The organism is Streptomyces sp. NPDC047315, assembly GCF_040643215.1.
In the GTDB taxonomy this organism is placed as follows: Bacteria; Actinomycetota; Actinomycetes; order Streptomycetales; family Streptomycetaceae; genus Streptomyces.
In genome coordinates this window covers 11,841-26,606 of record NZ_JBEYTZ010000050.1, presented here as the reverse complement: position 1 = coordinate 26,606, position 14,766 = coordinate 11,841, and the positions used below count along the sequence as shown (strand labels likewise).

Sequence of the window (14,766 nt, the reverse complement as noted above, 5' to 3'; positions counted from 1 at the left end):
ATTGACGTAGGAGGCGCCGGCGAGGAGGTGCTGCTGTTCACTGCTGCGGGCTGCTGGCAGTGGTGATGTGCGGGCGAAGGCAGGGTGTGCGTTCCCGGGCGCGTACAGCGTCCTGGACACTGCCGATCAGGTAAGGCGTCTTGCCGGGATGGTGGGTGGCGTGCTTGCCCGCTCCGCGGCCCACTGTTCGCAGCAGGGCGTCGATTCCGTACTCGCGACGCCATTTCGCGCCACGTGCTGCTTGACCGCATACCTCGTACAGATCGTCGGCGCGGGTGCCGGGTATCAGCAATTTCTCGGCTGCGCCCGTGCATCCTAGGGACGACGTGGGAGCGATGGAGTTTGGTCCCGGACCAGAGATCCCTGGATCGTTGCCCCAGCCTCACGAATGGTGACTTCCCCTCTGGCCGTGACCCCCCGTCCGTCCGCGCGTGCGCGGAGCGCGTAGTCATGCTCGTCATGGTTGACCGCCATGACGTAATCGTTCTCCCTAACACGGAGCACGATGAAGTAGGGGTTCTCCCCTCGGGCCGCATTCCGGTCGTCCACGCCGATGGCGATGACCTCGCCGGTGAGCTCTTGTTCCGGGTGCCGGCGCGTGATGGTGAGAGGAGACCGCAGAGCGGTCCCTGCCGGCGCCAGCAGGTCGTCCTGGGTGCTGCGCGGCAGGGCCTTTGCAGGTTGCTGTACGCGTCTGTCCAGTGTCCGTATGGCGGAGACGTCGAAGACCAGGGAACTGTTTCGGATGTCTTCTGCTGCGGGCGGATTTGCGGCCCACTGGAACGACAGATGAAGCGACAGGTCTCCGGCTCGTGCAAGCGGGCGCAAGGACTTTGCAACGGCGGTCTCGAACGGGGGCATACCCTCACGTTCGTGGGCACCGGGACTGGCCCAGCGATGAACACGGTCGAGCGCTGCGGCGAGGTTCATCATGACCTGCCGTCCGAATGGCGGCAGGGACCCCTGCCACGGCCCGGTACGAGACATCACAGGGAAGACGAAGCTGCCCTGCCGGGTGTGGCCGAGCCGCACTCCGTCGCGCAGATAGTCCGCCACGTTGGCACTGCGGCGACTGCCCCATCCGGTCCTTTCGGGATTGTCCGTGTAGAGGGCCGACAGCCTCAGCATCTCCGAGCCCACGGCGAGGACGCTCGCCGCCTCGGCAAGCGGCACGGACTCGCCGGGGCCGACAGGGTTTACGCGGAACAGCAGTGTGTCCCAGTCCACGGAACTGATCCGCTGCAGAAGCTGCGAGGCGTCATCACCGAAGTAGTCGGCCAATCCCGCGAGCAGCTCGGCCAGCCTGCGGTCGTAGTCGCGCATCCCGTCGTTCAGCGGCAGGAGATAGGCGTCATCCTCCGTCCCATCGGCTTCCGTGTTGGGAGACAGCCAGTACTCCGCTAGTCCTTCACGTTCGTCGGCCAGCACCCATCCGGCCTCATGAAGGAAGTCCGAGATCATCGCGACGGAGACAGACGGAACCAGAGGCCGGAAGGCCCCAGTGTCCAGCTTGTCCAGCTTCACCGCCCACCTCCGTTGCCCAGGCGCTTGATCAGATCTCTGACATATTCCGGGGTGAACTCGTTCTCCCGCGGAAGAACCACTCTGCCGAACTTCCTCCCAGGCTCAAGCACGGGCCAGTCCTCTGGGTCGGACCACAGCATGAAACCGTCCAGGGCCCAGGAGCTTCCGTCGTTCCTGACCTGCGGAACCTCTACTCCCTCTGGGAGGATCATCACCACTAGCCGCACCGGCACGTAACCCGGTTCCCGTAGCTTCAGGTACTGGTCGGCCGGCAGCCTCATCGCGTAGTCGCCATTGGTGAGCGGCCTCGCCGTGTGGACGCTGCTGGTGCACTTCAGCTGGACGTCGAACCGGGGACCGCGCCGAGAGTGCGGCCCCGAACCCAGCACCGTCGTGTCGAGACAGTCGTAGTCGAGCCACGGATCCTGCAGCTGGCAGCCCGCACTATTGGCCACAAGCCCCAGGACGTGATAGCTCGCGCGTTCCTTGTGCGCGCTCGCCGGGATACCCGCTCGGCGAAACCCCGCCTCGTCCACCCGCCGATCACGCTCCCGCCCCAAGGGCCCACCCGCACCGCCCGACCCTCGCCACACCCTATGCCCCGCTCGCCCTCCCCGAATGCGAAAGCCCCCTGCACACGCGGCGGGCGAACGCCTCCGACCGCGACGCCAGGGCGAGCGGCAAGCCACGGGCATCCGAACATGGGGGCGATCCACGTCCGCAACACCACCCCACCACCCCGCGCATGCCACCCCCATCGGCCCTCGCCAAACCGGTGGCGTCCCATGAGCCGGGAGACCCAACGACTGGCTGTGGCCCTCGGACCCCCGGGTCCCACCGAGAGTCCGCTAAGCGATCGACGCTTCTCACCGCAGCTCACCCCAGAGGGGCGGGGCACGCCCCTGCCAGCACACCTGTGGCGCGGTCATAGGAAGACGGTCTACAGCAAGCCCACAGCAACAACGGCGAGCCACCCTCGGCTAAGGGGCAGCGCAGCGGTCTCTGGGCGGCAGACCTGCAACCAGGCTCACCACACAGCGGCCGAAGATCACGGACGGCGATCCTTTCAAGGCTGACGGCGACGCCGCGGCGGGTGCTACGTTGTGCCGCAGGGGAGCGGCACAGCGCATCACACCAGACCAAACAGCCCCAAGGGCGCTGATCTGGTGCGGTCCGTCACAGGGGTGGGACTCGCGCCGCTCGGACAAGCACGATCAGTAGTGGGGAACGTGGCACGAGCAAGGTCGCACTCGGCGGCAGGGCAGATGACCGGGTACCTCTACCAGTGCGAGCTCGCCCTGCTCGAGCTCGCCCGCCGCAGCTGGCAGGACCCCACTGCCGAGATCCGCATGGAACTCCTCGACGACATCGAGTTGCTCGACCCGGACAAGACGCCACGGGAGCTCCTGCAGTCCAAGCACCGCGAAGCCGCCGGCCCGCTGAGCGAGACCGGGAAAGACTTCTGGCGTTCCGTCGGGTCCTGGATCGACGCTCTCAAAAAGCTCTCCGAACCCTCGGGCGCCGCCATGCCCATCCTGCGCCTCGTCTCGACCCAGACCGCACCGCGGGACACTTTCTTCCACTACGTCGGCGCCGGCCCGGACCGGGACGAAGCCAAGGCGCTGCAGCGCATGGAACAGGTCGCCAGCGATGAGAAAGGGCCCGACACCACAGCCAAGGACCGCCGCCTGTTCATGAGGCTCACCCCGGCCCGGCGCCAGGAACTCGTCAGTGCCATCACCGTCAACGACGGCGCCCCCCTGATGTCAGACCTCGACCCTAGTCTGGCCAAAGAACTGGGGATCACGCCGAGCGACCACGCTCAGGCCGCCCTCGAGGAGATCAAAGGGTGGTGGTACGGCGTGGCGGTCAAACTGCTGGAACGCAAGAACCCCCAGCACATGCGCGCCTCCGTCAGCGCCCAGGAACTCATGTGCCGCCGCGACGAGGTCACCGGCCGCTACACCGGCAAGCACCTGCCGATCACCGAGACCCTGCGCAACCTCACCGAGGCGGAGATCGCCGGCTACAGCGACCGCCTGGTCGTCGCCCAGATGCGGTGGATCGGGCTGCCCGACTCCGAGGTGGCGATGCACCTGCGCGACTACCACCTCGCACGGGCCCAGCGCTCCGAATGGCTGCGCACCTTCAAGATCACCCCGGAGCGGCTCGACGAGTACGAAGGCGAGCTCCACTACGAGTGGGAGACCGCCTTCCGCCGCCGCACCCGCCGCATCCCCGATGACACGGGCGAAGAGGAGCGCCAGGCCATCGGGCAGGAAATCCTGGACGCCACCATGGACCGCGTCGCCGACACCCCGCTGCGCCCCGGCACCGTCACCGCGCCCTGGGTCGGCAAAGGAAGCACCCACGGCCTGTCCGACCAGGCCGACACCGCGCAGCCCGATCGGCAGCTCGGCTGGCACCCCGACTACCAGAACCGCTGCAAGCACCCCGACGAAACGCAGGAACAGTGACGAGCGACTCCCACCGCAACGTGTCGGAGGCGCAGGCGCTGTTCAACCCCGCCTTCGGCGCCTACCTCCTGGCCAGCGCCGTCAGCACCGCCACCAATAAAGCGCAGCGCCCCCTGCCCTGGCCCAGTGCGTTCCTGATCCTGCCCCTCGTCCTGCCCACAGACACCAGAGAATCCCTGCCGGGCAAGTCCACCGTGACGCTCACCGCCTGGGCCAACGACAACCCGCGTCTGCAGGCCGCATTCGCCGAACGCGCCGCAGCACTCACCACCTACACCCGTGCCAGCCTGCGCACCGCCATGCGCCACCACGCCATAGACGTCACCCCCGCCGGACTGATCTGCCCCCGCACCCCCAGGCCCCCGTCCGCGGCCCCCGGCGAGGAAGTCGCCGACTGCGCCCGCGCAGCCGCACTCGTCGGCCGCTGGCTCGCCGTGACCGACCCCACCCGAGCCTTCACCGCCCTCGGCGTCCGCCCCTGACCCGCCCCTACAAAGGAGCCCCAGAACCGCCATGCAGCTGCTCGCCCTGGCCCTGTACCACCGAGACGGCAGGAAACCCCCGAGGGTCCTGCGGTTCCGCCCCGGGGCGCTCAACATCCTCACCGGCGAGTCGGAAACCGGTAAGTCCGAGGTCCTCACCATCGTCGACTACTGCCTCGGACGCAGCGCACCCAACCTGCCCGACGACCTGATCGACCAGACCGTCGGCTGGTACGCCCTCCTGGTCACCTTCGCCGACAGCTCACGCATGGTCCTGGCCCGGCCCCGCCCCGCCGGAGCCTCCACCCAGCACGCCTTCATCCGCACCGGCGACGCCACCCTCGACATCCCCCGGCCCGACGAACTCGTCAACAATTCCAACGTCGCGGTCCTGCGCAGCGAACTCAGCGCCCGCCTCGGGATCGAGGACTTCCACTTCCAGCCGCCCGTCGGCGCGGCCCGCAGCGCCTTCGACGTCTCCATCGGCCAAGCGGCCCTGCTCTGCTTCCAGAACCAGAACGAGATCGCCTCCCAGACGGCCCTGTTCCACCGCCAGACCGAACCCGGCATGGCCCAGACCCTCAAGGACACCCTGCCGTACTTCCTCGGTGCAGCCGGCCCCGAACAGGCGCTGCGCCGTCACCGCCTCGGCGAAGCCCAGCGAGCCCAGCGCGCAGCACAGCGGAAACTCGACGACGCCCTGCGCCACCAGCAGGCCATGGACGCAAACGGTCTGGCTCTCGTACGCCTCGCGGAGGCCGAAGGCCTCCTCACCGATGTTCCCGCAGCCCCCGAGAACGCACAGGTCTTCAGCCTCCTCCACCAGGCCCTGGCCGCCGCGCCCCGGACCGCGGCCCCACTCGACATGCGCGACCGGCGCCAGGAACTCAACGACGAACGCCGCATCCTGCGCGAACAGCTCCAGGACTTCGACGAGGCCCTGGCCGCAGTCGACCGCTGGCAGCAGCAGGGCCGCGCGTTCACCGGCGAACTGCACCTCCAGCTCGACCGCCTCAAAACGCTCGAGCTCCTCGGCCCTGAACGCCAGCACGACACCAGCGTGTGCCCCATGTGCACCCAGCCTCTGCAACACCCCGACCCCACAGCGCAGGACATCTCCGAGCTGACCGACCACCTCGCACAAGAACTCGCCCAGGCACAGACACTCCAGCCCGTACGCGAAGAACACCGGCGCGCCCTCCAGAGCGAGCGCGCCGCCGTGACCGAGCGCCTCAGGATCAACGGCGCCCAGCTCAGAGAACTCCTGGCAAGCGACGAACGCATGGGCCGCTTGCAGGAACACAACCTGCGAGTCGCTCACATCCAGGGCCGGATCTCCGAAGCACTCACCCGCACAGGCACAGACAGCGACATCACCCGGCTGCGCCACAACCTCGCCCTCGCCGAAGAGCACGCAACCACGCTTGAGCGGCTCGTCGATGAAGACGATGTCGCAGCCGAGACCGAGCGCCGCCTTGCCGACGTCGCCATCGGCATGACCGCCTGGGCCAAGCGGCTCAACCTCGGAGGAGCAGCAGACGCCACCGAGGCGGCCATCAGCCTCAAGCTCCTCAACGTCGTCCTCAGACGACCCTCCGGACGCCTGCCCCTCACCCGCATCGGCAGCGCCAAGAACCACATCGGCTACCACCTGGTCGCCCACCTCGCCCTGCACACCTACCTGCGGCGCAACAACCGGCCCGTCCCGGGCTTCCTCATGCTCGACCAGCCCACCCAGGCGTTCTTCCCGGAAAAACCCCGCGACGCCTCCACCATCGAAGACGCCGACTGGGCCACCGTCACCGCCTACTTCCAACTCCTCAACGACGTCGTGCAGCTCAACAACGGAGCGTTCCAGATCATCGTCTGCGACCACGCGAACCTGCCCGAAGACTGGTTCCAGGAAGCCGTGATCGGCAACTGGCGTCCCGACGCCGAAGGCAATCGCACCGCGCTGATTCCGCTGGACTGGCTCGACTGACGCTGCCACCGCGGCCAGGCCGTCCGTGCCGAACCAGACACTGCCATGCCCAGCGCGAGCACGCCTGGCAACGGGGAGGCGCGAGAGCCGCGCATGTGGCAGAGCCGGCGGTCGGCGCTGGCCTGGCACGACCGCCGTGTTCCGATCGTGGTCAGTCTCGCCGTCATCTGAGGTTCCGGGCCGGTAGACCGGCCAAGGTGCCTTTTGCGCCGAATTTCTCGATCGGCCGTCTTCCCGGCAGCCTGCACGGCATGATCGCGCGAGTTGTCGAGGGTGCACCGGACGGTGCCGGGAGGGGAGTGCACGGGTGAATGTGAACGGCTTTCGGTTCAATCCACCACCGAACTGGCCGTTGGCCCAGGGCTGGATCCCGCCGGTCGGCTGGGAGCCCGACCCGTCCTGGCCACCGCCTCCGTCCGGCTGGCAGATGTGGCTGCCCGACGCACCCGAAGGCGCGCCGCCGACAGCCGCCGTTCCCCAGCAGTACGCGCCTCCGCCCGGCGTCCCCGCCGGGCGGAAGAGGGGCTGGTTCGGCCGTCGGCGACGTGACGAGGCGAGCGAACTGGAGGAACTGAGGCAGTGGATCGCGCAGACCCACGGCGCTGACGCCGCCCAGGTCGCCGGACTCATGCAGCGGACACGCCAAGAGGCGGCCGCGCTGCGGACGCAGGCGCAGACAGAGGCCCAAGCCGTCGTCGACCAGGCCCGCCAGGCCGCCAAGGACATCAAGGCCGACGCCAAGCAGGCCGCGAAGGACACCGAACGGATCCGCAAGGAAGCCGAGCAATACCGCGGCGAGATCTACCAGGCAGAAACCCGCCTGTCCGAGCTGCGCGCGCAGATCGTCACCACCGACGAGACCGTCCTGCTGTAACAGGTCGGAATCTACGCCTACCATCACCAGCTCCACGACGCAGTCGCGTACCGCAGCCGCCTGGACTCCCTGAAGACCGAGATCAAGAACCTCGCACGCAACAACCAGGCGGTCCTGGCAGCCACGGACTGGACCGTCAACGGCTCCGCACGCGAGGGCCGGAAGATGATCCGGGACTTCTCCAAACTGATGCTCCGCGCCTACAACGCCGAAGCCGACTACGCCGTACGCACCATGCGCCCCCACCGCCTGACCTCACTGGTCGACCGCCTCTACAAGAGCCGGGAGACCATCGCCAAGCTCGGCGCCACCATGCACATCCGCATTTCCGACGCCTACCACGACGCCCGCGTCCGCGAACTGCAGCTGACAGCCGACTTCCTGCAGAAGAAGGACGAGGAGAAGGAAGCCCAGCGCGAGGCGAGAGCCCGCGAACGCGAGGAGGCGGCCGCCCAACGCGAACTGGACCGCGAACGGGAGAAACTGCACAAGGAACTCAACCACTACGAGGCCGCCCTCGAACGCATGCGCGCCCAGGGCGACCACGAGGCCGTACGCGACATGGAAGCCAAAGTCGCCGAGATCCAGCAGGCGCTCCAGGACGTCGACGCCCGCGCGGCGAATGTCCGCACCGGCTACGTCTACGTCGTCTCCAACATCGGCGTCTTCGGAGACAGCATCGTCAAGATCGGCATGACCCGACGCCTCGAACCGCTGGACCGGGTCTACGAGCTCAGCGGCGCCGCCGTCCCCTTCCGCTTCGACGTCCACGCCCTGATCTTCAGCAAGGACGCCGTCGGCCTCGAAACCCGCCTCCACCAAGAGTTCGCCGACCGACGCGTCAACCGCGTCAACAACAGAAAGGAGTTCTTCTACGTCACCCCCGCCGAGGTACGCACCGCACTGGAACGCTTCGCGGGCGAACACCTGGTGGAGTTCACCGAGACCCCGCAGGCACTCGAATGGCGCGCCAGCAAGACGGGCTGACCCGGACAGGACGCTCCACGGCCGAGGAGGCACCCGACGAGATCACAGCAGTGATCCAGAGCCTGCCGGCTCACGGAGCCTCTCCCTTTCGGCTCGCCGGCTGGGGCACGGTCAGGGGAGCGCTTGTAGCGATCAGCGTCCTCTTCTCCGCCCATGGCCAAAGAACCGCCATGCGGCCGTGTGCCCACCAGCGTGTGAAACACCGGTTTCGGGCCGCGGCCTCAGCGTGCGCTGTCCAGACCGACAGGCCCCGGCAGCCAGACACCCCGACCTGTTCGGCGCGCCGCGTCCACGCCAGTGGCGTCAGCGCTCCAGGGCCCCGCGGTTTTGGAGCGTGGCGCGCAGACGGATGACGACCTGCCGCCAACGTCGGGCCTGCCCCCGATCGGGAAACCATGCCTGCTCAGTCTGATCATCCAGACCGCTGAGCTCATCGAGCCGACTCAAGTACGACCCGGCCTCGGCCGCCCCAGAGCCAGAAGCCGAGATCCGGATGAGGCTGTGCAGCCGGTGTGCGGCCCGGTAGTAGGCGACCTGGGCATCACTGAGCCGGCGCACCGCGTACCCGCCGCACTTGCTGCACGGATCGAACCCCTTGGCGCGCAGCAGCTCCTCGATGCTCGCCTTCTCGTCCTGGCGGTCGACCCCGGTGTAGGGCCGCCGGTGCGCACAGCCGGGGGAGTGGGCCCGGCCCTGGAAACGGCCGAACGCATCCGTGGTGTACACCTGCACAGAAGCGAGCACTCCCAGAGGAAGGCCCGAACCTTCGGGCCAGTCCTCGTTGTCGTCTGAGGCGAAGGGCTCCAGGTCCGGCTGCTCCATCGCCAACAGCCCGTTCCACACAGCCGCAGCAAACGGCCTGAGCGGATAGCCCCGCTCGTCTTCCACGACTGCCTCGAGATCCCGCAGATCCGGCAGCGAACGTGCCAAGGCCAGGGATTTCAGAGCCTGGCGGATCTCCCGCTTCTCCCTGCACAGCCGCACCAGGACCCGTTCGCCCTCCGATACGCTCAGGCTCCGGCCGAACTCATCCTCCTCCGGGTCGTACACAGGACGGGCCCACACGTCGTCGCTCTCAGCCGACTCCCCGGCGTACGGGCGCAAGGCGGTATCGACCAGGACGTCGGGAAGGTCGCTGGCGGCGGTGAGGATCACACCCTGCCACCCGGCCGCGCAGCGCTGTTCCAGAGCGCCCAGCGTCACCACTTCCACACCAGCGTCCATGCTCAGGACCGCGTACAACTGCTCCGCGCCGCCCGGTGTGTCGCGCAGCGCCCGCAGGTGTTCCTGCCGCAGCAGTTGGCGGCCATACACCGGGGTGTCGTCGAACACCCCAAGCCCAAGACCGGAGCCCGCCCCCAGAGCCAATGCCGTGTCTCCGGCTGGAGGCGTTTCCTCGGCCTGGGTTTCGTACACGAGCCTGGAACGCTGAGACAACAGGCGGGCCGCGATCGGCTCCGGTACCCGCAGTGAGATGACCGGCTCAGCCGCCGCCCAGTCCACCGAGACCGTGTACGAGGCGAGCACGCCCCGCTCCCACTGACTGAGCCGGTCGAGCGCAGACGTGCTCCGGCCGGATGCCGCAAGGGAACCGCCGCCAAGCCGCACGGACAGGACCCGTTCCCCGCAGTCGGCTGTGACCGATCCGGCAGCTTCCTCAGTCCAGGCACCCAGCAGTGCCTGGGCCCGCTCCAGCAACTGATCCCGCCCCTTGCGCCGACTGCTCATCCCGCGGGTCAGCCGGTAGGCGAGATACTCCTGCTCACACGGATGATCCCAGCTGTCCTCCACCACGCTGCGCCACTGCCGCCACAATGACGTCAATGAGTCCGTCACCTCGCCGCGTGCACCCAGTACGGCGAAAGCGGGATCCGAGGCAGGAAGGTCCGGTTCCTTCATACCCGACACCGCTGCCGCCAAGACCAGTGCATCCGGGGCGATCAGCCGTCTGGCCCGGGCACGCAACACCTGAAGGCGGTCCAGCTTCCGCTGCACCCGCGGCTCAGCCCAGGAACTCATCCAGGGAAACAAAGCCAGGACGCGGTGCACGCGGTGCAGGCTGACCAAGGCGTCAAGCCACTCGGCCACGACGGATTCACGCACCTGCCGGGCTTCCTGCACCTCCTCCCAGCGATCGTCCTCCTCTTCCTCTACGCCGGTCTGCGCGCTCACGCCCTCCGCAGAGGCAGGCAAGAGCAGCGAGGCGGCGTCGTCCAACTCCTGCCCGTCGAAGCTGTCTTCCTCGGCATCGCAGTAGCGGTCCAGTTCATACAACAGACCCATGCCCGTGACCGCGTTCAGGAAGACAGCCAGCCCCGTCCCGGGACGTGCCCACGAGCCGTACGACGCGCACTGGGTACACAGTCGGCCGACAGCCGAGGCATCCAGCCGTACTTTCCGCTCGGCGACACGAGCGGAACGCACGTAAGAACAGGAGGACGTGGAGTGCAGCTTCGCATCTCTCGCCTGCGTCGACCACAGAGTGACGACAGCGCCCTCGAACGGACCGAGCGGCACGTCCGGCGTCAGCAGACCGTACGGCATGCAACCTCCCCCTAGCGATGACGTGAGCATAACCACGCCCTCGGACACCAATGTCCGGCCGCCGACATCGCACCATGCTTATGGGGAGAACCGCATCGGACTGTCCAACGCCGTACGCCTTCGACAGACCTGAGATCTGGGTTGCCACCTCCGTCACCGGGCCAGCACAGAGTTACTCAAGGGACCAGAACATCTACGAGCGCAGCCACGTTGAGGTGTAGCAGGCATTCCGCATGAGCTCGCAGATGCCGCGCTTCGCAGCGCATCACTGGCGCGAACACGCTGTCTTCCTCCGGGTGTGGCTTCAGCCGGTGATGGGCGCGGGCAGCCGCCAGCAGCGGCTGTGCCCAGTCCGGGACCGCGTACAAGGCGCAGGACCGGTGCGCGATGCCGTGGATCTTGATGACGGACACGTCGCCGGCGATGTCGAGGTCGCGCGTGCTCCGCAGCCTGCCGAGACCGACCCGGGTGAAAGCCAGCACGCTCAGCGCCCCGGCGGCAAGCGGATGAGCGAGAGCCGACAGGACAGCCGTGCCCTGCGCCGCGGCATCGACCGAGGGCACGGCTTGCACCAGGTGTGCTGTCGCCATCGCGCCGACGCAGGGAAACGCGTGCTGCACCTGCCTCGCCGAAGCCGGCCGGGGCTCCTGCGGCAGCCACGCAGACGGCTGCCGTGAAACCCCCGCCACGACCTTGGCCCCAGGCGCAGCCGGCATTGATGCACCCGGGGGGAAGGACGGACGCGCGGGAATCGGTCCCGGTTCGGCGAGGAGTTCCTCGAAGCTGTCTCTGCTGCTGAGGCGGCGCTCCACCTGAGCGAGCGCAGGCGGCAGCTTGCGTGCCTTTTCCTGCCACAGCAGCGTCAGCTGCACCTCAGTTGCCGTGCGCCAGGTGAGAAGCTGGTCGATCCGTCGGGGCGTCAGCAGATGGGCACGGGGGATCAGTACGTGCCGTACCCCGGTCGCCTGCGTCCACGCGGCTGCGGCCTGCCATGCAGCCTTCACCGAGTCCAGCCACACGTCGGGGGAGTCGGGGCCTGGGGCCAGCCGCTTGCCCAGCGCGTACAGCACGTCGTGCGCCAGCGCGGCAGGATGGCCGCTCGCCGGTGTCGGATGCACCGTGACGCGGCCCGCGCCAGGACAGTGCGCCTCGAGTGCCGCCCGCGTGTAGAACAGATCGTCCTGCTCGTCCACCACCACGGTCACATCTCCGTAGCCCGCTGCCACCACCCTGCCCTCATCCATGCCGCGCGCCCTCTGGCCGCCTGGTTGCGGATCGGCTCAGGCGCTGTGTCCTTGTGTGATGGCCGGCGCCGGTTCCGCCACCCTGCGGCGGAACCGGCGCACACAGCTGATGGGTGCTACATGCCGCCCAGCTTGCCGTAGACCCAGTCGATGAGGTCCTGGCTGATCTCACTCACTCCTTTCTGCCGCATGCCTTCCATCAGGTGCTTGGTGATGGTGGCCCAGTTACGGAAGTTGCCGTGCGCCGCAGCCCGGTCGATGCCGACGATCGTCTTCGGATCGACCCCGGACCACAGGGAGTGGAATGCCGGCAGCGTCCCGACGACCTCGCCCTCGGGCATGCGCGTGAACTTCTGCCAGATGTAGATCCGCGACGCCAGCATCGGTTCGCGCTTGAGGACCTTGTAGCAGTTGTCCCCGCCGGCGAAGATCACCGCCATGTCGGTGTGCCGGTCATCCCAGAGGTGACGCCAGTACTCGAACGAACTGCGGCCCATCCACTGGGCCTCGTCACACACCAGCACCCGGAACGTCTGCGACAGCGCGTCCTTCAGAAGGGTGTCGAACTCGATGGGACGGGTGGGAGGTTCCCCGGGCAGCCCCAGAGCACGGAACAAGCCGTGCCGGATGTCGCGGGGGGTCGGTCCCGAACGCAGCTCCAGGCGGTAGGTGATGTCGGGGGCCACTTTCCGCAGCGCCGAGTTCACCGACATCGTCTTGCCACACCCGGCCGCTCCGTAGGCGACCATCATGCCTTTGGCCTCGATCGTCGCCTGGACGTTGTCCAGCGTCGTCATCAGCGTGTCGGTGGCCACCAGGTGTGCGTCCAGCCGGTGGAAGTGGTCGTCCTCCTCCGCCGGAAGGCTGCCGTAGTCCATATCGTCGCTCACTCCTTCCCCTTGGCAGCGTCAGCGCTCTCTGACTGATCCTGGTCCGCCTGGGCTGGCCGGGCCCAGCCATCGGGAACCGGCAGGTGAGGGATGTAGCCGGGATTGACGTTCCGCAGGTCCGTAGCGGCTGCCTCGGACAGCTCCGCTTCGGCTTCCGCCTCTGTCAGCGAGCCAAGACGCTGGGGCGGGGTGGCCGAGGTGACGGCCTCGAACTTCCCGCGCCGCAGCCGGGCGGCGGCCTTCAGGTCCGCCCGAAGCCGCCGCTCCTTGGCCTTGCGGGCGTTGCGCACGGCACGGACCTGCTCCCGGCTTGCCTGCTCGGCAAGGACGGCGCTGCCCAGGTAGGTACCGTCGAGGCCGAAGACCTCGATGGTTGCGTCGTGGTGGGGGAGGTAGCGCACCACGACGCGGGTGCCGCCCATGCCGACCATCCAGGGGCCGACGTAGGCGTGGTTGCGCCACTGCACACCTCGGGTGGTGATGACGCGGGTCTTTCCGTCGTCCTCGAGCCCGAAGTGGGCCAGCTGCTGGGCGGGGACGTCATACAGGGGAGTGGGGTCGGCCCGCCACGCCTCGATCGGAGTGAGGCCGCCCAGCTTCCTGGGCTTGTGCTCGTGGTTCCACCACCGCACCCACTCCTGCAACAGCTCCACGAAAGCCTCGAACGTGAGCGCGGGCTCATCGGGATCAGCGGTGCGCCCGCCGGTGAGCTTCTGCTGGCCGGTGTAGTGCGGCATGGAGACGAACAGCATCCGCTCGATTGTGTCGTTGAGGGCCTCGATGGTGCCCTTCAGATGCGGGCTGTAGGCGGGGAGATCGATGACCGGCACGGCGAACGCGCCCAGAGCCGAGGCCACGGTGGCGCACAGGAACTCTTTGCCGCGGTCCACGCGGACCAGACCAGGCAGCCCACCGGCCGGGCCGAACGGATCGCTGCGGTCCAGCGCCGTGCGCAGGGCCGCCAACACTGCATCCCTGCTCGGTGCGTGGGGCGTCGCAGCCCAACCAGTGATGACGTTCCTGGCGCAGTCGATGAACCACGTCAGCCACGGCTGTACGAGTTCGTCCTCGAGCCCCACCTTGACGGGCACACACTTGTGATCGCCCTCCCACGCCTCGTTGCGGTGCCCGGGAGGGCGCTTGCCGAACACGTCGAAGGCCCTCCGCGCGGCCTCCCCTCGGGCGAGGCCGGCCCGTTCCCCGGGCGTCAGGTCCCGCCGCAGCGCCCGGTGCAGCGTCGCAAGGGAGGGAGCCTTGGGCAGGTTCGGATCGGCCTGGGCCCGTTTCTCCAGTTCACGGTGCACAGCGGAGGCATTGCCTCCCGACAGCGCAAGAAGGTGCCGGGTTTCAGCTGTGACGGTGAACCGTGGCCGGGCCACGGCGCCCATGCGGCCGGTGGCGCGCATATCGGCCAGCCAGTTCCACACCGTCCGCTCGGAGCAGCCCACGGTCGCGGCGACCAGGCGCACGTGCGCGCTGGTCAGCAGGCCGTGCTGGTCCAGATGCCTCAGCCGCGGCATCGCGGCCCGCCGTCCTGTACTTGCGGTGAAGACTGGTGTGACGGCACCGCCGACGCCGTCCGTCGTGGCATCACTCACGGTTCTGCTCCCTCCAGACGAGGAGATCAGGGAAAAGTCGACGGCGCGGTGCGCCCGACCGGTGGGAAGAGGGGGTTTCAAGTACGCGCGTGGCCGGATTGCGGACCGCGCTGTGGCGGTGGGGCCGCCGTCGTGCCGGCGGGCGTGGCCGAGCGCCAGCCACCG

The 14,766-nt window shown here is 68.2% G+C and carries 11 protein-coding genes; 5 read left to right on the top strand and 6 right to left on the bottom strand.

The window, feature by feature from the left end; all coding sequences use genetic code 11:
- Positions 1–315 precede the first annotated feature (315 nt).
- Together ABZ842_RS35795 and ABZ842_RS35790 are read right to left on the bottom strand one after the other, a co-directional pair.
- Positions 316–1,524, bottom strand: a complete 1,209-nt coding sequence (locus tag ABZ842_RS35795; protein ID WP_361546917.1) for a hypothetical protein — start codon at positions 1,522–1,524, stop codon at positions 316–318.
- Entirely contained in the window at positions 1,521–2,060 is a 540-nt protein-coding gene (locus ABZ842_RS35790; protein WP_262834366.1) for a DUF4365 domain-containing protein, read from the bottom strand. The genes ABZ842_RS35795 and ABZ842_RS35790 overlap by 4 nt, the downstream gene beginning before the upstream one ends.
- A gap of 729 nt (positions 2,061–2,789) precedes the next feature.
- On the opposite strand from ABZ842_RS35790, the gene ABZ842_RS35785 reads away from it, so the two are divergent.
- The 5 genes from ABZ842_RS35785 to ABZ842_RS35765 all read left to right on the top strand — a co-directional run bounded on the left by ABZ842_RS35785 (position 2,790) and on the right by ABZ842_RS35765 (position 8,325).
- Entirely contained in the window at positions 2,790–4,001 is a 1,212-nt protein-coding gene (locus ABZ842_RS35785; RefSeq protein WP_361546913.1) for an ABC-three component system protein, read from the top strand.
- Positions 3,998–4,483: a three component ABC system middle component gene (locus tag ABZ842_RS35780; RefSeq protein WP_361546910.1), complete on the top strand. Its 486-nt coding sequence runs from the start codon at positions 3,998–4,000 to the stop codon at positions 4,481–4,483. Before ABZ842_RS35785 ends, ABZ842_RS35780 begins: the two co-directional genes overlap by 4 nt.
- Before the next feature lie 31 nt (positions 4,484–4,514).
- A complete protein-coding gene (locus ABZ842_RS35775; RefSeq protein WP_361546907.1) occupies positions 4,515–6,464 on the top strand; it encodes a DUF3732 domain-containing protein in 1,950 nt (649 codons plus the stop codon).
- A gap of 313 nt (positions 6,465–6,777) precedes the next feature.
- On the top strand, positions 6,778–7,338 hold the full coding sequence (locus tag ABZ842_RS35770) for an ATP synthase F0 subunit B (protein ID WP_361546904.1): 561 nt from the start codon (positions 6,778–6,780) through the stop codon (positions 7,336–7,338).
- A gap of 165 nt (positions 7,339–7,503) precedes the next feature.
- Positions 7,504–8,325: a DUF4041 domain-containing protein gene (locus ABZ842_RS35765; RefSeq protein WP_361546901.1), complete on the top strand. Its 822-nt coding sequence runs from the start codon at positions 7,504–7,506 to the stop codon at positions 8,323–8,325.
- A gap of 303 nt (positions 8,326–8,628) precedes the next feature.
- Here ABZ842_RS35765 and ABZ842_RS35760 read toward each other — a convergent pair whose 3' ends face one another.
- The 4 genes from ABZ842_RS35760 to ABZ842_RS35745 all read right to left on the bottom strand — a co-directional run bounded on the left by ABZ842_RS35760 (position 8,629) and on the right by ABZ842_RS35745 (position 14,601).
- Complete coding sequence (locus ABZ842_RS35760; RefSeq protein WP_361546898.1) at positions 8,629–10,869, bottom strand: hypothetical protein; 2,241 nt, start codon at positions 10,867–10,869, stop codon at positions 8,629–8,631.
- Positions 10,870–11,045: 176 nt separating this feature from the next.
- A complete protein-coding gene (locus ABZ842_RS35755; protein ID WP_361546895.1) occupies positions 11,046–12,113 on the bottom strand; it encodes a hypothetical protein in 1,068 nt (355 codons plus the stop codon).
- Positions 12,114–12,229: 116 nt separating this feature from the next.
- Complete coding sequence (locus ABZ842_RS35750) at positions 12,230–13,003, bottom strand: ATP-binding protein (RefSeq protein WP_361546892.1); 774 nt, start codon at positions 13,001–13,003, stop codon at positions 12,230–12,232.
- Complete coding sequence (locus tag ABZ842_RS35745; RefSeq protein ID WP_361546889.1) at positions 13,000–14,601, bottom strand: Mu transposase C-terminal domain-containing protein; 1,602 nt, start codon at positions 14,599–14,601, stop codon at positions 13,000–13,002. The genes ABZ842_RS35750 and ABZ842_RS35745 overlap by 4 nt, the downstream gene beginning before the upstream one ends.
- Positions 14,602–14,766: the final 165 nt, after the last annotated feature.